Annotated in this window: 16 protein-coding genes; 10 read left to right on the top strand and 6 right to left on the bottom strand. The window is 72.2% G+C overall.

The window, feature by feature from the left end; translation table 11 throughout:
- The first annotated feature begins 37 nt into the window (after positions 1–37).
- A complete protein-coding gene (locus tag IEY91_RS19350; protein WP_164323677.1) occupies positions 38–2440 on the top strand; it encodes an HAD-IC family P-type ATPase in 2403 nt (800 codons plus the stop codon).
- Positions 2441–2449: 9 nt separating this feature from the next.
- Here IEY91_RS19350 and IEY91_RS19345 read toward each other — a convergent pair whose 3' ends face one another.
- The 4 genes from IEY91_RS19345 to IEY91_RS19330 all read right to left on the bottom strand — a co-directional run bounded on the left by IEY91_RS19345 (position 2450) and on the right by IEY91_RS19330 (position 8749).
- Positions 2450–3229: a calcium-binding protein gene (locus IEY91_RS19345; RefSeq protein WP_189174954.1), complete on the bottom strand. Its 780-nt coding sequence runs from the start codon at positions 3227–3229 to the stop codon at positions 2450–2452.
- Between the two features lie 55 nt (positions 3230–3284).
- Complete coding sequence (locus IEY91_RS19340; RefSeq protein WP_189174953.1) at positions 3285–4136, bottom strand: calcium-binding protein; 852 nt, start codon at positions 4134–4136, stop codon at positions 3285–3287.
- A 220-nt stretch (positions 4137–4356) separates the two neighbouring features.
- Positions 4357–7626: a molecular chaperone Hsp90 gene (locus tag IEY91_RS19335; RefSeq protein WP_189174952.1), complete on the bottom strand. Its 3270-nt coding sequence runs from the start codon at positions 7624–7626 to the stop codon at positions 4357–4359.
- Positions 7627–7807: 181 nt separating this feature from the next.
- The gene (locus IEY91_RS19330) at positions 7808–8749 is read right to left on the bottom strand and encodes a DUF3027 domain-containing protein (RefSeq protein WP_164323668.1); all 942 of its coding nucleotides are present in this window, start codon (positions 8747–8749) and stop codon (positions 7808–7810) included.
- 479 nt (positions 8750–9228) lie between these two features.
- Here IEY91_RS19330 and IEY91_RS19325 point away from each other — a divergent pair, with 479 nt between their 5' ends.
- The 4 genes from IEY91_RS19325 to IEY91_RS19310 all read left to right on the top strand — a co-directional run bounded on the left by IEY91_RS19325 (position 9229) and on the right by IEY91_RS19310 (position 13004).
- Positions 9229–10638 (top strand): MFS transporter, encoded by a 1410-nt coding sequence (locus tag IEY91_RS19325; protein ID WP_189174951.1) that lies wholly within the window; start codon positions 9229–9231, stop codon positions 10636–10638.
- A 275-nt stretch (positions 10639–10913) separates the two neighbouring features.
- Positions 10914–11414 carry a DUF2771 domain-containing protein gene (locus IEY91_RS19320; protein WP_164323664.1) on the top strand — a complete coding sequence of 167 codons (501 nt, stop codon included), beginning with the start codon at positions 10914–10916 and terminating at the stop codon, positions 11412–11414.
- A complete protein-coding gene (locus IEY91_RS19315) occupies positions 11411–12130 on the top strand; it encodes a futalosine hydrolase (RefSeq protein WP_229697106.1) in 720 nt (239 codons plus the stop codon). Before IEY91_RS19320 ends, IEY91_RS19315 begins: the two co-directional genes overlap by 4 nt.
- Entirely contained in the window at positions 12123–13004 is an 882-nt protein-coding gene (locus tag IEY91_RS19310; protein ID WP_189175106.1) for a 1,4-dihydroxy-6-naphtoate synthase, read from the top strand. The genes IEY91_RS19315 and IEY91_RS19310 overlap by 8 nt, the downstream gene beginning before the upstream one ends.
- A gap of 73 nt (positions 13005–13077) precedes the next feature.
- Here IEY91_RS19310 and IEY91_RS42505 read toward each other — a convergent pair whose 3' ends face one another.
- Positions 13078–13461: a cold-shock protein gene (locus IEY91_RS42505; RefSeq protein WP_016642928.1), complete on the bottom strand. Its 384-nt coding sequence runs from the start codon at positions 13459–13461 to the stop codon at positions 13078–13080.
- Between the two features lie 210 nt (positions 13462–13671).
- Here IEY91_RS42505 and IEY91_RS19300 point away from each other — a divergent pair, with 210 nt between their 5' ends.
- Entirely contained in the window at positions 13672–13935 is a 264-nt protein-coding gene (locus IEY91_RS19300; RefSeq protein WP_164323658.1) for a hypothetical protein, read from the top strand.
- Positions 13936–13949: 14 nt separating this feature from the next.
- On the opposite strand, the gene IEY91_RS19295 is transcribed toward IEY91_RS19300, so the two are convergent.
- Positions 13950–14591, bottom strand: coding sequence for an HAD family hydrolase (locus IEY91_RS19295; RefSeq protein ID WP_164323656.1), 642 nt, complete (start codon positions 14589–14591; stop codon positions 13950–13952).
- A 158-nt stretch (positions 14592–14749) separates the two neighbouring features.
- Between IEY91_RS19295 and IEY91_RS19290 the strand changes: the two genes are divergently transcribed.
- The 4 genes from IEY91_RS19290 to IEY91_RS19275 are packed head-to-tail and all read left to right on the top strand — an operon-like array spanning position 14750 to position 18652.
- The gene (locus IEY91_RS19290) at positions 14750–15748 is read left to right on the top strand and encodes a FecCD family ABC transporter permease (protein ID WP_229697080.1); all 999 of its coding nucleotides are present in this window, start codon (positions 14750–14752) and stop codon (positions 15746–15748) included.
- Complete coding sequence (locus IEY91_RS19285) at positions 15745–16812, top strand: FecCD family ABC transporter permease (RefSeq protein WP_189174949.1); 1068 nt, start codon at positions 15745–15747, stop codon at positions 16810–16812. Before IEY91_RS19290 ends, IEY91_RS19285 begins: the two co-directional genes overlap by 4 nt.
- Positions 16809–17690, top strand: a complete 882-nt coding sequence (locus IEY91_RS19280; RefSeq protein ID WP_164323650.1) for an ABC transporter ATP-binding protein — start codon at positions 16809–16811, stop codon at positions 17688–17690. Before IEY91_RS19285 ends, IEY91_RS19280 begins: the two co-directional genes overlap by 4 nt.
- Entirely contained in the window at positions 17687–18652 is a 966-nt protein-coding gene (locus IEY91_RS19275) for an ABC transporter substrate-binding protein (RefSeq protein WP_189174948.1), read from the top strand. Before IEY91_RS19280 ends, IEY91_RS19275 begins: the two co-directional genes overlap by 4 nt.
- Positions 18653–18659 lie beyond the last annotated feature (7 nt).

Here is an 18659-nt window from a genome sequence, read left to right as displayed (position 1 = left end):
GGGGTGAAGGCCCCACTCCCCCCGTACCGTCGAAGCCATGACGCATATCGACGCGGGCGCCGAGCTGGACCCGGTCCACCCGGTAGCGCCTCCGACGGGACGTGCCACCGGGCTCACGGCGGCCGAGGTCGCCGAGCGGGTCGCCCGCGGCGAGGTCAACGACGTACCGGTCCGCAGCAGCCGGTCCACCACCGAGATCATCCGCGCGAACGTCTTCACGCGCTTCAACGCGATCATCGGCGTGCTCTGGGTGATCATGCTCTTCGTCGCGCCGATCCAGGACAGCCTCTTCGGCTTCGTGATCGTCGCGAACACGGGCATCGGCATCATCCAGGAACTGCGCGCCAAGAAGACCCTCGACGGCCTCGCGGTCATCGGCGAGGCCAAGCCCACCGTGCGGCGCGACGGTGTGGCAGCGGAGCTGTCCACCTCCGAGATCGTCCTCGGCGACCTGGTGGAGCTGGGCCCCGGCGACAAGATCGTGGTGGACGGCGAGACGGTCGAGGCGGACAGCCTGGAGGTCGACGAGTCCCTGCTCACCGGCGAGGCCGACCCGGTCCTGAAGAAGCCCGGCGACAAGATGATGTCGGGCTCGTTCGTGGTCGCGGGCGGCGGCGCGTTCACGGCGACGAAGGTGGGCCGCGAGGCGTACGCGGCGCAGCTCGCCGAAGAGGCGAGCCGCTTCACGCTCGTCCACTCCGAACTGCGCTCGGGCATCTCCACGATCCTCAAGTACGTGACGTGGCTCATGATCCCGACCTCGATCGGCCTGATCATCTCCCAACTGGTCGTCAAGGACGACAACTTCAAGGAGTCGATCGCGTACACGGTCGGCGGCATCGTCCCGATGATCCCCGAGGGCCTGGTCCTCCTCACCTCCGTGGCCTTCGCGATCGGCGTGATCCGGCTCGGCCGCAAGCAGTGCCTGGTGCAGGAGCTGCCCGCCATCGAGGGCCTCGCCCGCGTCGACACGGTCTGCCTCGACAAGACGGGCACGCTCACCGAGGGCGGCATGGACGTCACCGAGCTGCGTCCGCTCAACGGCTCGGAGAAGACGTACGTACGCAAGGTCCTCGGCGCCCTCGGCGAATCGGACCCGCGGCCGAACGCCTCGCTCCAGGCCATCATCGACTCCTACCCCGACAGCGAGGAGTGGCGCTGCACGGAGTCGCTGCCGTTCTCCTCCGCCCGCAAGTACAGCGGCGCGAGCTTCAGCGAGGGCGACGGCGAGAACTCGACGTGGCTGCTCGGCGCGCCGGACGTACTGCTTCCGTCCGGCGACCCCGTCCTCGACGAGATCGAGCAGCTCAACCACCAGGGCCTGCGCGTCCTGCTGCTCGCCCGCGCGGCCGGCGACCTGGACGCCCCGGACGTCGCTTCCGGGGCTCGCGCCACCGCCCTCGTCGTCCTCGAACAGCGCCTTCGCCCCGACGCCGCCGACACCCTGCGGTACTTCGAGGAGCAGAACGTCCAGGCGAAGGTGATCTCCGGCGACAACGCGGTGTCCGTCGGCGCGGTCGCGGGCAAGCTGGGCCTGCCCGGCGCGGCGAACACGGTGGACGCGCGGCAGCTCCCCACGGACCAGGACGAGATGGCCGAGGCCCTGGACGCCAACTCCGTCTTCGGCCGGGTGACGCCCCAGCAGAAGCGGGACATGGTCGGCGCCCTACAGTCGAAGGGCCACACGGTCGCGATGACCGGCGACGGCGTGAACGACGTGCTGGCCCTGAAGGACGCGGACATCGGCGTCTCGATGGGCTCGGGCTCCGAGGCCACCCGGGCGGTCGCCCAGATCGTCCTCCTGAACAACAGCTTCGCGACGCTGCCGTCGGTGGTGGCGGAGGGCCGCCGAGTAATCGGCAACATCACACGAGTAGCGACCCTGTTCCTCGTAAAGACGGTCTACTCAGTAGTCATCGCCCTGCTGGTGGTCTGCTCGCAGGTGGAGTACCTCTTCCTCCCCCGCCACCTGACCCTGCTCTCCACCCTCACCATCGGCGTCCCGGCCTTCTTCCTGGCCCTGGCCCCCAACAAGGAACGCGCGAAACCCCACTTCGTACGCAGGGTCATGCGGTACGCCCTGCCGGGCGGCATCATCGCGGCGGTGGCCACCTTCGCGACCTACTTGCTGGCCCGGCACCACTACACGGGCGAGGGCGCCCGCGAGGCCGAGACCAGCGCGGCGACGCTGGCGCTCTTCCTGGTGTCCCTGTGGGTCCTGGCGATCATCGCCCGCCCGTACACCTGGTGGCGCATCGCCCTCGTCGCCGCGATGGGCCTCGGCTTCCTGATCGTCCTGACCATCCCCTACCTCCAGGACTTCTTCGCCCTGAAGCTGGTGGGGACGACGATGCCGTGGGCGGCGGTCGCGATCGCGGCGGTCGCCGCAGCGGCGATCGAGCTCGCGTTCCGCTGGATCGACCGCCGCTTCACGGCATAGCGGGATTGCTCAACGTACGTCGATGAAGTCCCCGGCCGAGGTGACGGCCGGGGTCGTCGACGTCCCCGCGAAGACGTACCGGAAGGTGCCGTCGGCCGACGCCTTCACCGTCGTCTTCAGGTTGCCCTTGCGGTCCGACTTCACCGTCTTGACGGTGGTGTAGGACGAGGAACCCTTCTTCTTGAACTGCAGTTGCACCGGCTGCTGGGTGTAGCCCGCGTACTTGCGGGTCTCCCAGTTGGCACGGGTCAGGGCGCCGGAGACGGTGATGGTCTTGTTCTTCTTGACCGGCTCCGGGGTGGCGTTGACGGTCAGGCGGGCGGCGCGCTTGACGTTGACGGTCTTGTACGACTCCACGATGGCGTGGTCCTCGGCGCTGCCCTTGGCCAGCAGGCCGGCCATGACCTTCCACTTGCCCGCGTGGTGGTTGCCGAGCTGGCTGGGGGAGCGCTTGAAGTTGAGCTTGCACGTCCCGGTGGTCGCGTCGACCTTGGTGCACTTGGCATCGCCCACCGGGGGCAGGAGGCCCGTCAGGGACCCCGGCTCGAACTTCGTGCCGCGCCACAGGACGGCCATGCCGTCCTTGATGCCCTTCGGGTCGGTGCCCGTGACGGTGACGGTGAACTTCTTGGTGGACGTGCCGATCACGATGTCCTTGCCGCCGTTGACGACAACCTTCGTGATCTTGGTGTCGCCCTGGACCGAGTCGGCCGCCTGGGCGGCCGGGACGGCGAGGGCGGACAGGGCGAGGGCGCCGGAGACGGCGGCCACGGTGGTGCGGATGCGCATGGGTTCTCTCAGTTCAGGTGGCGCGGAAGAGGGCCTTGAGGTTGGCCGAACGGCGTCAGCGCACGTCGATCGCGTCGCCCGCGGACGTCACGGCCGGAGTCGTGGACGTACCCGCGAAGACGTAGCGGAAGGTGCCGTCGACCGAGGCCTTCACCGTGGTCTTCAGGTTGCCCTTGGTGTCCGACTTCACCGTCTTCACGGTCGAGTAGGACGAGGCGCCCTTCTTCTTGAACTGCAGCTTCACCGGCTGCTGGGTGTAACCCGCGTACTTCTTCGTGTCCCAGTTGGCGCGGGTCAGGGCGCCGGAGACCGTGATGGTCTTGCCCTTCTTCACCGGCTCCGGGGAGGCGTTGACCGTCAGGCGGGAGGCGCGCTTGAGGCGGATGTCCGACTTGAGGTTCTCGAACCTGACCAGCTCGTCGTTGCTGTTCCGCACGGCCGCGTAGACGTTCCAGCGGACGCCCGCGCCGAGGTTGCCGAGGCGCGCCGGGTCCGCGGTGACGTTGACCGTGCAGGTGCGCGTGGTGGCGTCCACGTCGACGCAGGTGGGGTTGTACTCGGCCTCGGTCGCCGGGGTGATCAGGTCGGCCGTGTCGAGGTCGTCGCCGAGCCAGAGGAAGCCGCTGGAGAGCTTGATGCCGGCCGGGTCGGTGGCCGTGATGGCGAGCGTGAACTTCTTCTTCGCGGTCGTACCGAGCGTGACGTCCTTGCCGCCGTTGACGGTGACGTCGGTGACCTGGATGTCTGCCGCGGCGGCACGCTTCGCGCCCACGGCCTCGGAGACGTCGGAGATGGAGGCGGACGCCTTGGGGGCGGCCGGCTCGTCGCCCGCGTGGGCGGCGGGAACAGCGAGAGCGGACAGAGCCAGGGTGCCGGACACGGCGGCGACAGTGGCACGGATACGCATGTTGTTTCCCCAGGTGGAGAAGGGGGCCCCGCGGTGCGCGGTGCCGTCACGCGAGGCCCCAGTGATCTAGGAGTCTGTTGACTCGGGAGATCAGACCCACGACCTTGGCCATGGGTTGTACGCACAGTGAAAATTTTGCGCCGGTTGTTTTCGGCCAGGTGGCCAGGCGGCCGGTCAGTCGGTCAGCCGATGGGGCCGTCGGCCTACCCCGGCCGACCCCTCAGTCGAACCAGCGGTCCCGCGCCAACTCCTCCGTACGCGTCGGGTCCTCCAGAAGCGCCGCCACCTCGAACCGCCGCGGCCACTGCCGCGCCGCCCAGGCGAGCCCCGCCGCCACGCCCTCCAGGGTGGCCGCGTGCACGGCCCCGTCGGGGGTGCGGCGCCACTCCAGGTCGACGCCGTCGACGATCAGCTCCTCGTACTCCCGGTACGTCGCCGGGGTCCCCGCACCGAGCAGCACCCGCACCGACTCGGGCACGTCGTGCTCGACGCCGCCCCCGGTGTCGACCTCCGCCGGGACGCGCTCGCTGAGGCGCCGCACCTGGAACAGCTCGGCCAGGTCCCCCGCCCGCGACGGCGCCACGGGAAGCAGCGGCACCCCGGACGCGAACGGCAGCAGATCCGGCGCGTCGGCCACGACCGCGTCGGCGGCGTCGACGACCACGACCTCGCCGTCGGAGCCGCCCATGACGGCCCGCACGTCGTCCGGCAGCGTCACCTGCTCCGGGTCGAGGTCCGCGAGCGCCCCGTACAGCGCGTGCAGCCGCGCCGAGGAAACGGTCCGCTCCGGGTCCGCGAGCCGGTCGAGCAGCTCCGCGGCGCCGCCTGGCTCCGCGAGCAGCGAGCCGACGGACGTACGCACGCCGAGCGCCCGCAGCACCTGCTCGTCCTCGAAGCCGCTCGCGTCGGCGTCGTCGTACAGACCGTCGAGCAGCGGATCCCCGCCCGCGGCCCGCAGCCCCGCCGGGCGCCGCCCGCCGAGCACCGGGTGCCCGCGCAGCCACCACGCGGTGTACGAGCGCACGCTCTCCGTCGTGCCGTCCGGAAGCAGCACCCGCACCGGCTGCGTGAGGGCGTCCCGCAGCGGCGGCTGGGCCAGCATGGCCAGGGCCTCGGGCCAGCGCTCGTCGTCGACGAGGTCGAGATCGCGTACGGCGACGACCTCCGTGGCGACCGGCGGCACCGGCGTGTCCGGCAGCCGGTCGAGGACGTCCTCGCACCACACGTCGACGGCGTCGAGCAGACCCGCGTCGTCGGGCTCGGCGAAGTCCCCGTCGCGCGGCTCCAGTTCGTCCGGGTCGAGGACGATGTCCGTGGCGCGGACCAGCGCGAAGGTGGCGAGCACCCCGCACGCGGCGAGCGGCTGCTCGCCCCACCGCTCCGCCAACTCGGCGTCCACTCCGGCGAGTTCACCCTCCCGCATGACGCGGGCGAACGGGCTGCCGGGCAGCACCAGCTCCCCGGCGGGCGCGAGCTCGCCGTCGTCGTCGGTCAGCGCGAGCGCGCCGAGCCACGGCTCGTCGCCGGGCGCGAGCTCCGCGTCACGCACGAGGGAGAGCACCAGGTCGGCCAGTTCCTCGGCGTCCAGAGCCCCCTCCCCCGTCTCGTCGTCGCCGTACCAACTGTCGTCGTCCAGCGAGGCGGCCACCGCGGCCCGCACCTGCGGGGTCGTCAGGACCGCGCGGGGCGTGGCGGGCAGGGCGCCCAGCTTCTCCAGGAGCGGGTGCGCGGCGTCGGGGTGCGCGACCTTCAGGCCGAGCCGGGCGAGGGCGGGGGCGGCACCGGTGTCTTCGTCGGGGGAAGGCAGCAGGACCTGGCGCGGGCCGATCGTCGTACGCCCGTTCGCGAGCGGCACGGGAAGGCCCGAGAGGCGGTCGGGGTCGAGGCCCGCGAGGGTGTCGTACAGCCGCCGCCACCAGGACGGTTCGCGCTCCAGACCCGCGAGCCGGTCGATCGCCTCGGTCAGCGGGACCCGGGCGACGCCGATCGTACGCAGCTCGCCCCGCCGCTCCAGGCCCGCGGGCAGCAGGCTCGGCAGCACCTCGGCGAGCACGCGCACGGTGTCGGCGCCCGCGCCCTCGACGACCTCCGCGTCGCGCGGGCGCAGGGCTTCGGGGGCCTCGGCGTCGGACCACTCGTCGGCGCGGTCGTCCGGCGTGGCGGGAGGTGCGGCCGGAGGCAGGAACTCGGTGCGCGGCAGCCGGTCCAGGACGGCCTGGCGCAGCGCGCCGTCCAGCGCGCTCTTGCCGAGCGGGCCCGGCACGAGGCCGATGACGTCCTCGGTCACCGGGCGCCAGGAGGCGAGGAGTTCGGCGTACGCGTCGGCCGCGCGCTCGACCAGGAAGTCCGTGAGGGGGCCCGGCGCGGCGTGCCGGCGGGTGGTGTCCAGCGGGAAGGAGGCGATGAGCAGGGCGGGCACGCCGAGGGGCTCGTCGCTGGGGGTGGGGGCGTGCACGACCGCGGTGGTACGGGGCCGCTCGGGCGCGCCGTCGGGTCCCGCGGGCACGGCCCAGGTGAGGTGCCAGTACGGGCGCTGGCGCTCCTCGACGGGGCGGCCCGCGAGCAGCTCGGCGGCCAGGGTGCCCTGCTGACTGACGGTGCGCCAGCGGGTCGTACCGTCGCGGCTGTCCTCCACGACGGTGTACGGGCCGTCGGCCGCGCGGCGCAGGGTGCGGGTCGCGCCGTCCGGGGTGCGGACGGTGACCTCGTCGAGGCCGGGCAGCGCGAGCAGCAGGGCGTCGTCGACACCGTCGAGGAGGCGGGCCACCAGGTCCTCCGCGGCGGCGTCGCGCAGCGGCAGGATGACGACGGTGTCGTAGCCGTCCGGAGCGGTGCCCTCCGCGGGCAGCGGGAGCCGGAGCAGGGGTACGTGGTCCTCGCGGCGGCGGATCTCGTCACCGAGCCCCGGGCTGAACCTGGCCGTCTCCGCGGCCAGTTCGCGGGCCTCCGGCAGCGACCAGCGGACGCCACCGGTACGGCCGACGACGGCGGGTTCGTCGGAGACGGCGAGAACGGCGGCGAAGCCCACGCCGAAGCGACCGGTCGTCCGCGGTGCGGCGGGGTCCGCCTGGGCCCGGGTGCCGGTGGCCGTGCTTGTGCCGGCACCGGTGCCCGGGTGGCCGGGGGCCGGGTGGCGGTCGAGGCGGTGGTCGCGGTCCTCTCGCTTCGCGGAGGCCCGCAGGGTGGAGAGGGATTCGACGCCCGTCGCGTCCAGGGGGGCGCCGGTGTTCGCCGCCGCCAGGACGCCGTCCTGGAGGGTGAGGGCCAGGCGGCCCGGTACGCCCGCTCGGGCCGCCGCGTCCGAGGCGTTCTGGGCGAGTTCCACGACCAGGCGGTCGCGGTAGCCGCCGAGGGCCAGGTCCTCCTCGGCGTTCGCGTCCTCGCGGAACCTGGCCGGGCTCGCCGCCCAGGCCTCCAGGACGGAGCGGCGCAGGCGGGCGGTGCCGAACGGGTCGGTGCCCTCGTCGGCCGGCCGCACGGACTTGCTCACTGTGGTCGCTCTCCCTCTGCCCGGCGTTGCCTCGCGGCGCGGCTCTGGTGGGTCCGGTCGGGGGCGACCGTATCGCGTCCCGCGTGGGGGCGGATTTCCGGCTGCGGGCCGGTGGCGCTTTTCGCCGCGCGACGTCACCGGCCCCCGGGCCGCACCCGGAGAACCACAGGAACCGCAGCGGCTACGAGTGGCCCAAGTCCTCGCCCACGCCGGCCGCCGGGGTCACCGACCCCGAGTCGGGGGCCGGGCGCAGGGGCAGGACGTCGACGCGGGTCTCGTCGAGGACCGGAGGGGCCGGGCGGGGCGGCTTGGGCATGACGGCGGCCTCGGAATGGCCGCCGCAGCCGTACGCGAGGGACACCACATGGCCGTCAGCGGGACCAAATTCGTTGGCGCACACCCCGAATGCCTGACCCAGTGATCCCCCGATGGGGACCAGGAAGCCACAGCTCACGCAAGGCGCGGGCGCGGCCTGCGCCATGGGGGTCTTGGGGCCGAACCCCTCCTCCCAACGGTCGGCGGCGGTGTGGAGCCCGTACCGCGACAGGACACGCGCACGCCGCAGCCCCAGCTCGTCGGCGATGGACGCAAGGGACCCGCGCGCGGGGGCGACGGTGAACTCGGCGGGCGGCCCGGCGGTGACCTCGGCGTCCTCCGCCTCGACCCGCTCGGCCATCTCCTCCGAGAGGATGGAGTTCGGCGGCGGCTCGTCCTCGCCGGAGTAACCGGGCTCGAGCCGCAGATCCTCGGCGTCCGTGGGCAGCAGGTCGCCGGGACCCATGTCGCCGGGGCGCAGCCGCTCGCTCCAGGGCACCCACTCGGGTGCGAGGAGGGCGTCGGAGCCGGGCAGCAGCACCGTCTCGTCGAGGGTGACGACCTTCGCGCGGGAGGCGCGGGCCACGGTCACCGCCCAGCGCCAGCCGCGGTACCCCGGCTCCTTGCACTCGAAGAGATGCGTGACGACGCGGTCGCCCTCCACGACGACGTCGACGTGCTCGCCGACCACGCCCGGCGCGGCGGCCTCCTCGGCGGCGGCGCGGGCGAGGCCCACCGCCTCGGCGCAGAGACGGTCGGGGGTACGCGGGGTGCGCTGGGTACGGCTTCGCGTTGTCGCTGCGCTCACAGGTATCGCTTCTCTCCTACGCCGTCTCACGAGTGCGCCTCCCTTACGCGGGGGCACGGACGGAGCGGACCAGTGGGCCGCGTCGACGTCCGCGCCCGACGTCATCGGGCGCACCTACGCCATCCATTCTGCGGGATGGCCGTGAGGCGCGCGGCCGAGGACAACCGCCGCAGGCGCGTTACGCACGCTACCTTCTCCTGGCCCCTGGGCCCACACCGGCGTACCGGCCGCCTGCTGGGGGCTGCGCCCCCTCTCCCCCTCTTTTCGGCGCTCCGCGCCTCGCCCTCAAACGCCGGGCGGGCTTTATTTCCCGCCCGCACGCCGGTCCTTCCAGCCCGTCCGGCGTTTGAGGACGAGGCCGTTCAGGCCGACAGCGGGGGTCCAGGGGGCGGCAGCCCCCTGGTTTCGGGAAGGGGCGGGACTGGGGCGTCCCCGCGAGGGTGCCGCTTCTTCGCCCCCGGAAGGGGCACTATGACTGGGTGACTGGCCTCAGGTCGTCGTCCCCGCGGCCGGGCGATTCGGGTGCGGGATCCCGGTTCGCCCGCGCGCTGGGCCGCGCCCTGCACCTGCCGTTCACCGGCACGGCTAGAGGAATCCGCAAGGCGACCCACGCCCACGGGGCGGGCGAGTCGGGCCTGGGAAAGCTGATCGAGCTGCACGCGGTGAACGGCGCGGGCGACGTGATGATCACGATCGCGCTCGCGTCGACGGTGTTCTTCAGCGTGCCGACGGACGAGGCGCGGGGCCGCGTCGCGCTGTATCTGGCGATCACGATGGCCCCGTTCACCCTCCTCGCCCCGGTCATCGGCCCCCTCCTGGACCGCCTCCCGCACGGCCGCCGCGCCGCGATGGCGGGCGCGATGCTCGCGCGGGCGCTGCTCGCGCTGACTCTTTCGGGTGCCGTCGTCAGCGGCGGCCTGGAGCTGTACCCGGCGGCGCTGGGCGTCCTGGTGGCGTCGAAGGCGTACGGCGTCGTGCGCAGCGCGGTCGTACCCCGCCTGCTGCCACCGGGGTTCTCCCTGGTGAAGGCGAACTCGCGGGTGACGCTGAGCGGACTGCTCGCCACCGGCGTCGCGGCGCCCGTCGGCGCGGGGCTGCAGGCGCTCGGGGCGCGCTGGCCGCTGTACGGGGCGTGCGCGCTGTTCGTCGCGGGCACCGTGCTGTCGTTCACGCTGCCCCACAAGGTGGACTCGGCCAAGGGCGAGGCGAAGGCGCTGCTGGCCGCCGACGAGGAGCATCTGCACCTGGTGTCGGCCAGGGACCGGGAGGACACCTCGCGCAGGAAGCGCCTCGGCCTTCGCACGGTCGGGCCCGCCGTGACCCACGGCCTCGCCGTCAACGCCGCGCAGCGCGGGCTCTCCGGGTTCCTGATCTTCTTCCTCGCCTTCATGCTGCGCGAGCATCCCCTCGGCGGGCAGAGCGCGGCGGTGTCGCTTGGCATAGTGGCCGTCGCCGCGGGCGTGGGCAACGCGATCGGCACGGCGGTCGGCGCGTGGCTGAAGACGCGGGCGCCGGAGCTGATCATCGTGACGGTGGTGGCGGTCGTGCTCGGGGTCGCGGTGTGTGCCGCGCTCTTCTACGGTCCCGTCGGCATCGCCTCGCTCGCGGCGGTCGCGGGCTTCGCGCAGGCGCTGTCGAAGCTGTCGCTCGACGCGATGATCCAGCGGGACGTGCCGGAGAGCGTACGCACATCGGCGTTCGCCCGTTCGGAGACGCTGCTGCAGATGGCGTGGGTGGTGGGCGGCGGCATCGGCATCGCCCTGCCCCTCAACGGCACACTCGGCCTGTGGGTGGCGGCGGCGATCGTCGCGGTGGGCTGGCTCCCCACGGTCAAGGGCCTCCTCGCCGCATCCCACCGAAGCGGCAGGACCCGCCCCCGGGTCGTCTGACCCAGCCCCGTGAAACCCGCAGGGAATCACCCGGCCGAGCCCCATAAGGGGCGCGGGGAACTGCGCGACCGGCCCAAGAAAAGCCGCAGACGCGTCTGCACAATCACTCGGCAGACGCGTCTGCGGCTTATCGCGCGCTGAGCGCGCAGTTCCCCGCGCCCCTTACGGGGCCCGACCCGAGCCAGGGCCGCCCCCCTAGGGCCCCGGCGCCAGTAACGTGCGGCACGCCGTACCCGCCTGGCAAGGCACACCCCCGCTGCCGATAACCTTCCGCCATGACCTCCCTGGTACTCCGCTCGGCGCGTCGCCGCCGCACCGTCGCCGCCTTCGGCGCCGTCTCCGCCGGACTTCTCGTCCTGTCGGCCTGTGACAAGCCGACGCCGCTGGCCACCGTGACGGTCGGCAGCAAGTCCGTGCACTCCGAGGCGTCCTGCTACAACGACGGCAAGGAGCTTGAGCAGTCCGCCGTCGAGAAGTGCCTGAAGGACATGAAGGACGTCAAGTCCATCACCGTCGACCCGGACGAGAAGGTCCGCTTCGGCGTCGACCCGGACATCGCCGACAAGGGCTGGACGCTGCTGATGAACGGCCAGCCGCTGACGGAGGCCAGCAAGAAGACGTACGTCGTCATCCCGGGCAGCGTGTTCTTCAACCAGCAGTACGGGGGCGGCGGCAAGTCGACCACCGTCAGCCTGCTCGAAGGCGGCAAGGCCAAGGGCGGCGCGAAGGCCACCGGCCTGTGGTCGTTCAAGTTCAAGAAGGACTCGGACGCCTGACCGGGACCGCACCACGGACCCGGCCCCCGGGCCCGCGCGTCCTGATCGCCACCGCGGTCCCCGCAGAGCGGGACGCGGTGGCGTCCGGCTTGTCCGGGGCCACCTCCGAGGGCGCCCCGGCGGCCGACCTCCTCGTCGCCGGTGTCGGCCCCGCCGCAGCCGCTGCCGCCACCGCGCACGCGCTCGCCACCGCCGCCGCGGGCGGCACCCCGTACGACCTCGTCGTCTCCGCCGGGATCGGCGGCGGCTTCAAGCCCGCCGCGCCCGTCGGCTCCCTCGTCGTCGCCGACGCGATCACCGTCGCCGACCTGGGCGCCGAGACGCCCGACGGCTTCCTGCCCGTCACCGAGCTCGGCTTCGGCCGGGTCACCCACGAACCCCCGGCCGCGCTCGTGGCCGCGCTGGCCGCCGCCACGGGCGCCGCCGCCGGCACCGTCCTGACCGTCTCCACCGTGACCGGCTCCGCCGAGCGCGCCGCCGCGCTGCTCGCCCGCCACCCTCGCGCCCTCGCCGAGGCGATGGAGGGCTTCGGCGTCGCCGAGGCCGCCGCCGCGCGCGGCCTGCCCGTCCTCGAGGTCCGCGCGATCTCCAACCCGGTGGGCCCGCGCGACCGCGCCGCCTGGCGCATCGGGGACGCGCTGGCCGCACTGACCGAGGCGTTCGGGAAGTTCACGCCCGTACTGGAGAGTTGGAACAGGCATGACTGGCATGACTGACGAGACCGATGTGACCGCGATCCCCGACCAGGCACTGAAGATCGCCTACTCGCCCTGCCCCAACGACACGTTCGTCTTCGACGCGTGGGCGCACGGGCGCGTGCCGGGCGCCCCCGAGCTGGACGTGACCTTCGCGGACATCGACATCACCAACGGCGTCGCGGAGTCCGGCTCCGCCGAGTACGACGTGCTGAAGGTGTCGTACGCCGTACTCCCCTACGTCCTCGACGAGTACGCGCTGCTGCCCTGCGGGGGTGCGCTCGGGCGGGGGTGCGGGCCACTCGTGCTCACGCGGGAGGCCGGGGTCGACCTCACCGGTAGGACCGTCGCCGTGCCCAGCGAGAAGTCGACCGCCTATCTGCTGTTCCGGCTGTGGGCCGCCGACGTGCTGACCGGGGCCGTCGGGGAGATCGTCGTGCTGCCCTTCGACCAGATCATGCCCGCGGTGCGGGACGGGAAGGTCGACGCGGGGCTCGTCATCCACGAGGCGCGGTTCACTTACCAGAACTACGGGCTGCACAAGCTTGCCGACATGGGCGAGCACTGGGAGCTGACCACCGGTCTCCCCATCCCGCTGGGCGCGATCATCGCGCGGCGGGCGCTCGGGGGGGACGCGCTGCGTGCGCTTGCCGCTGCGGCGCGCGCGTCCGTGCGGATGGCCTGGGACGATCCCGAGGTCTCCCGGCCCTATGTCCTGGAGCACGCCCAGGAGATGGATCCCGCCGTCGCCGATCAGCACATCGGTCTTTACGTGAACGAGTTCACCGCGGACCTCGGCGAGGACGGCTACGCCGCAGTCCGCGGCCTCCTCACCCGGGCTGCGGCCGAGGGCCTCGTCCCGGCCCTGCGACCGGGCGCCCTGTCGTTTCCGTAACTGAGGCTCCGCCCCGGACCCCGCTCCTCAAACGCCGGAGAGGCTGGATTTTCCAGCCTCTCCGGCGTTTGGGTCACACGTCCAACTGGTCCGCCACTGCACGCAGCAGACCCGCGATCTTCGCGCCCGAAGCCTTGTCCGGGTAGCGGCCCTTCTCCAGCATGGGGGTGATGTTCTCCAGGAGGGTGGTCAAATCCTGGACGATGGACGCGAGTTCGTCCGGCTTGCGGCGCTGCGCCGCGGCGACGGACGGAGTCGGGTCGAGGAGTGTCACCGAAAGAGCCTGGTCCCCACGCTGCCCCGCGACCACGCCGAATTCCACGCGCTGCCCGGGCTTGAGTGTGTCGACGCCGGCGGGCAGTACGGAGGAATGCACGAAGACGTCACCGCCGTCGTCGCGGGAGAGAAAGCCAAAGCCCTTCTCGCTGTTGAACCACTTGACCTTGCCGGTAGGCACGTGAAGTCCTCGTCCTCGTACTCGTCGTCGTACTCGTCTGTGCCGCGACGCGTTCCGGCGGACGGGTCGGTCCGGCCCGCCGGGCGTAAACGGCTCTGGATAGCAGTACAGCGGGTCGCCCCGACCCGCCGGATCCAAGACTATTGGTCCCCGGGCCGGTGACAAGACGTCCCCGGTTTCTTCCTTCGCGCTGGGAACTACCCTGGTCCGGTGCGTGACAAAACCCAAGCGAATTCCAGCGGACCGGGCGACGGGCTCGTCCGGATTGGCGCGATCGTTTTCTTCGTCGGCGCTGTGGCCACGTTGGTCACAGTGGCCCCGTTGTTCCTCGGCGGCGACCCATTCCCGCCCCTCGCGTATGCCGTGTGCATGCTGATGGGCGTGGGTTTCCTCATCGCGGGCGCGGGAGTCCTGAAGGGAATCGCGGTCCAGCGACGTCAGGCCAGGTCGGCGGCGGGATCGTCGGTCACCTAGCGCCGGATCCTCCGTCAGACGGCGCGGACATGGGCCGAAAGCCAGGCAGGGAACCCGCTCAGGTCTTCGAGTACGACATCGGCGCCCGCCGCGCGCAGTTCCGCTGCGTCGCACGGCCCCGTCGCCACCGCTACGGACAGCGCGGCCGCCGTACGCGCGCCGCGTACGTCGCCGGTGTGGTCGCCGACGTACACAGAAGCCCCGTACTCCCGCAGTGCCTGCGCCTTCTGTTCCGCCCACAGGTCGCCGACGACGGCGTCCACGTCGATCGCCAGGTGCTTCAGGTGGAGCTTCGCGTTCGGCTCGAACTTGGCGGTGACGACTATCGCGCGGCCGCCCGCCGCGTGCACCGCGTCGACGGCCTCGCGGGCGCCGGGCATCGCGGGCGTCGCGTTGATCGCGTATGTGGCGTACATCTCACGGTAGATCGTGGCCATCGAAGCGACCTGATCGGCCGGAAACCACCGCTTGATCTCCTCCTCCAGCGGCGGCCCGAGCCGGGTGACGGCCGCGTCCGCGTCGATGTACGTGCCCGTGCGCTCCGAAAGCGCCTGATAGCAGGCACGGATGCCGGGCCGGGAGTCGATCAGGGTCATGTCGAGGTCGAAGCCGACGGTGAGTGCGGCGGGGGCCCGGTCGTCAGTCCGTGAGGTCATGGGCCCATTGTGCCGAGGGTGCGAGAACTGCTCAGAGGCGGCGCCCCGGGCCCCCTTGGGCGCCCCCTTAGACTTAGCCAAGCCTTACCACCGCTCCGGCCCCGGCCGCCCGCTGTGCCCGACCTGCCGTCCCCGACCTGCGAATCGAGCCCCAACCGATGCGTGTGTCCGTCAGACGTGCTGTCGTGATGACGGCGGCCGTCGTGGCCCTGTCACTAGCGGTCCTGTTCTCCCTCGCCGTCGGCGCCCGCGCGATCGCGCCGTCCGACGTGTTCGACGCCCTGCTGCACGGCGGGCACAGCGACGCCGCCGACGTCGTACGGGAGATGCGGGTGCCGCGCACCGTCATCGGCCTGATGGTCGGCGCCGCCCTCGCCGTCGCGGGCACCGCCCTGCAGGGCATCACCCGCAACCCCATCGCCGACCCCGGCATCCTCGGCATCAGCCAGGGCGCGTCCGTCGGCGTCGTCCTCGCCATCGCGTACGCGGGCGTCCACACGCTCACCGGCTACGTCTGGTACGCCTTCGCGGGCGCCGGGATCGCCTCCGTCGCGGTGTACGCCATCGCCAGCAGCGGGCGCGGCGGGGCGACCCCGGTCAAACTCGCCCTCGGCGGCGCCGCCATCAACGCCCTGCTGGTGTCAGTGACGACAGCGGTCCTCACCACCAAGGCCTCCGCGCTCGACGAGTTCCGGTTCTGGCAGGTGGGCTCGCTGTCCGGGCGCGACGCCGACATCGCCGCGCAGGTGTGGCCGTTCCTCCTTGTGGGGTTGCTTCTCGTGCTCTCCGTCGCGCGCGGTCTTGACGCGCTGGCCCTCGGCGAGGACGTGGCGAAGGGGCTCGGGCAGAAGGTCGCGGTCGTACGGGTCGTGGGCGGGCTCGGTGCCACCGTCCTCACCGCCGTGGGCGTCGCGGCGGCCGGGCCCATCGCGTTCATCGGCCTCGCCGTCCCGCACATCGCCCGCGCGGTCGTGGGCAGCGACCACCGCTGGGTCCTCCCCCTCGCGGCCCTCCTGGGCCCCGTCATGCTCCTCGTCTCCGACACGATCGGCCGCGTCGTCTTTCCCCCGAGCGAGGTCCCTGCCGGGGTGATGACGGCCCTGATCGGGGTGCCGTTCCTGGTGACTCTGGTCCGCAGGAAGGCAGTAGCAGCATGACGACCACCGCTGCACGCGTGCGCCCAGCCGGTTACGGCGTACTCCGCTTCCGGCAGGCGAACTTCCTCGTCCACCGCCGCTCCGGCGTCGTCGCGGTGGCCCTCGGCCTGGCCCTCGCGGCCGCCTGCCTGGCGTACCTCTGCGTGGGCGAGACCTTCGTACAGCCGGCAGAGGCCCTGAAGGTCGTCTTCGGGTACTCCTCCCCCGACGAGCTGGTCGTCGGCACGCTGCGCGAACCCAGGATGACCGTCGGCCTCCTGGTGGGCGCGGCGTTCGGCGTCGCGGGCGCCCTCATCCAGACGGTCGCCCGCAACCCCCTGGCCAGCCCGGACATCATCGGCATCAGCCAGGGCGCGAGCGCCCTGACGGTGGGCGCGATGACGTTCGGCCTCACGTCGTACACGGTGCTCCCGTACCTGTCCGTGGCGGGCGGCGTCCTCGCCGCGCTCCTGGTGTACGTGTTCGCCTGGCGGGGCGGCCTGCACGCCACCCGCTTCGTCCTCATCGGCATCGGCTTCGCGATCGCGCTGCGCTCCGTCACGACGCTGTTCATGACGAAGGGCGACTACCTGGTCGCCCAGCAGGCGCAGATCTGGATGACGGGCAGCCTGAACGGCCGCGGCTGGGCGGAGGCGGAACCCCTCGCCCTGACCCTGCTTGTGCTGCTCCCGTGCGTGGCCTGGGCGGCACGGGCCCAGCGCACGGTGACGATGGACGACGACACCGCGACGGCGCTCGGCGTGCGCCTGGGCCGCGTCCGCTTCGGCCTGATCCTGCTCGGCGTCGTCCTCGCCTCCGTGGCGACCGGCGCCGCGGGCCCCGTCGACTTCGTGGCGCTGCTCGCCCCGCAGATCGCCCGCCGCCTCACCCGCAGCGCGCAGCTCCCGCTGCTCGGTTCGGCGCTGCTCGGCGCGCTGATCGTCGTACTCGCCGACCTGCTCGCGCGAAAGCTGTTCGCGCCGACCGAGCTGCCGGTGGGCGTCCTCACGGCGGCCGTCGGAGCCCCGTACCTGATCTGGCTCATCGTCCGCAGCCGCACCGTCCGCAATGGAGGCACCGCGTGACCGCCCCCGCCAAGGCCCCCGCCGACGCCCGCCTCGCGGCCCGCGAGCTGACCCTCGCGTACGAGGACCGCACGGTCGTGCACGACCTCGACCTCGCCATCCCCGACGGCAAGGTCACCGTCATCGTCGGCCCCAACGCCTGCGGCAAATCGACCACCCTGCGCGCGCTCGGCCGGCTCCTCAAGCCCAAGGGCGGCGCCGTCCTGCTCGACGGCGAGGCCCTCGCGAAGCTGCCGACGCGGCGCATCGCCCAGCAGATCGGGCTGCTCCCGCAGACGCCCGTCGCCCCCGAGGCCATCACCGTCGGCGACCTCGTGGCGCGCGGCCGCCAGCCGCACCAGCGCTGGTGGCAGCAGTGGTCCGACGCCGACGAGACCGCCGTCACCGAGGCGATGGAACGTACGGACGTCGCCGACCTCGCCGAGCGGTCCGTGGACGAGCTGTCGGGCGGGCAGCGGCAGCGCGTGTGGATCGCGATGGCCCTCGCGCAGGAGACGGAACTGCTGCTCCTCGACGAGCCGACGACGTATCTGGACATCTCCCACCAGGTCGAAGTCCTCGATCTGGTCCGTCAGTTGAACCATGACCGCGGCCGCACGGTCGTGGTCGTCCTGCACGACCTGAACCAGGCCGCCCGGTACGCCGACCACCTCGTCGCCATGAAGGAAGGGCGCCTCGTCGCCGGGGGCACGCCCGCGGAGGTCGTCACCGAGGAGCTCGTACGGGAGGTCTTCGGCCTGGAGTGCGTGGTGATCCCCGACCCGGTGACGGGGTCGCCGCTGGTGGTGCCCGGCGCGCCGTGGCAACCACCGGCAGACCGGAAGTCCTCTCACACGTCCGCTCACAAGTCCTCTCGCGACGAAAGGCCTACCTCATGACCGGATTCCCCCGCCGTCCGCTCACCGTCGGCGCCCTGGCCCTCTCCGGCGCGCTCGCCCTGTCCGCGTGCGGCTCGTCCGACGACGACAAGAAGGCGGACTCGGGCAAGACGCACACCGTGAAGACCGCCATGGGCGACGTGAAGGTGCCGGTGGCGCCGAAGCGCGTCGTCGTACTCGACACCGCCGAACTGGACTCCGCGATCACGCTCGGCGTGAAGCCGGTCGGCGCCACGCACGTCGAGGCGTCGTCCGGCTTCCTGAGCTATCTGCCCAAGGACAAGGTCGACGGCATCAAGGACGTCGGCGAGATGCTGAACCCCAACATGGAGGCCATCGCCGGCCTCGAGCCCGACCTGATCCTCACCTCCAAGATCCGGCACGCCGCGAAGTACGACCAGCTCAAGCAGATCGCGCCGACCGTGATGACGGAGACGACGGGCTACCCCTGGAAGGAGAACTTCCGGACGCACGCCGACGCCCTCGGCAAGAAGCCCGAGGCGAAGAAGGTCGTCGCCGACTACACCGCCCACGCGAAGAAGGTCACCACGGCCCTCGGCGGCCCCGCCAAGGCCAAGGCGACCGAGGTCAACGTCATCCGCTTCATGGAGGGCGCGGACATCCGCGTGTACGGCGAGCAGAGCTACATCGCCACCGTCCTGAAAGACGTCGGCCTCGGCCGCGCGCCGATCTCGGCGAAGGCCAAGGACGGCTTCTCGTACGACCTGTCGCCCGAGAAGATCGACCTGGCCGACACCGACGTCATCTTCCGCTCCACGTACGGCGATCCGAAGAAGGCGAAGCAGACGCAGACCGTCGGCAGCGGCCTGTGGAAGAACATGAAGGCCGTGAAGTCGGGCAATGTGCACACCGTCGACGACGAGTTGTGGATCCAGGGCATCGGGTACACGGCGGCGGCGAAGATCCTGGACGAGATGCAGGCGGACTTGACGAAGGGCTGACGACTCC

Source organism: Streptomyces lasiicapitis (assembly GCF_014646335.1).
Taxonomy (GTDB): Bacteria; Actinomycetota; Actinomycetes; order Streptomycetales; family Streptomycetaceae; genus Streptomyces; species Streptomyces lasiicapitis.
This window is presented reverse-complemented; position numbering and strand designations above follow the sequence as displayed.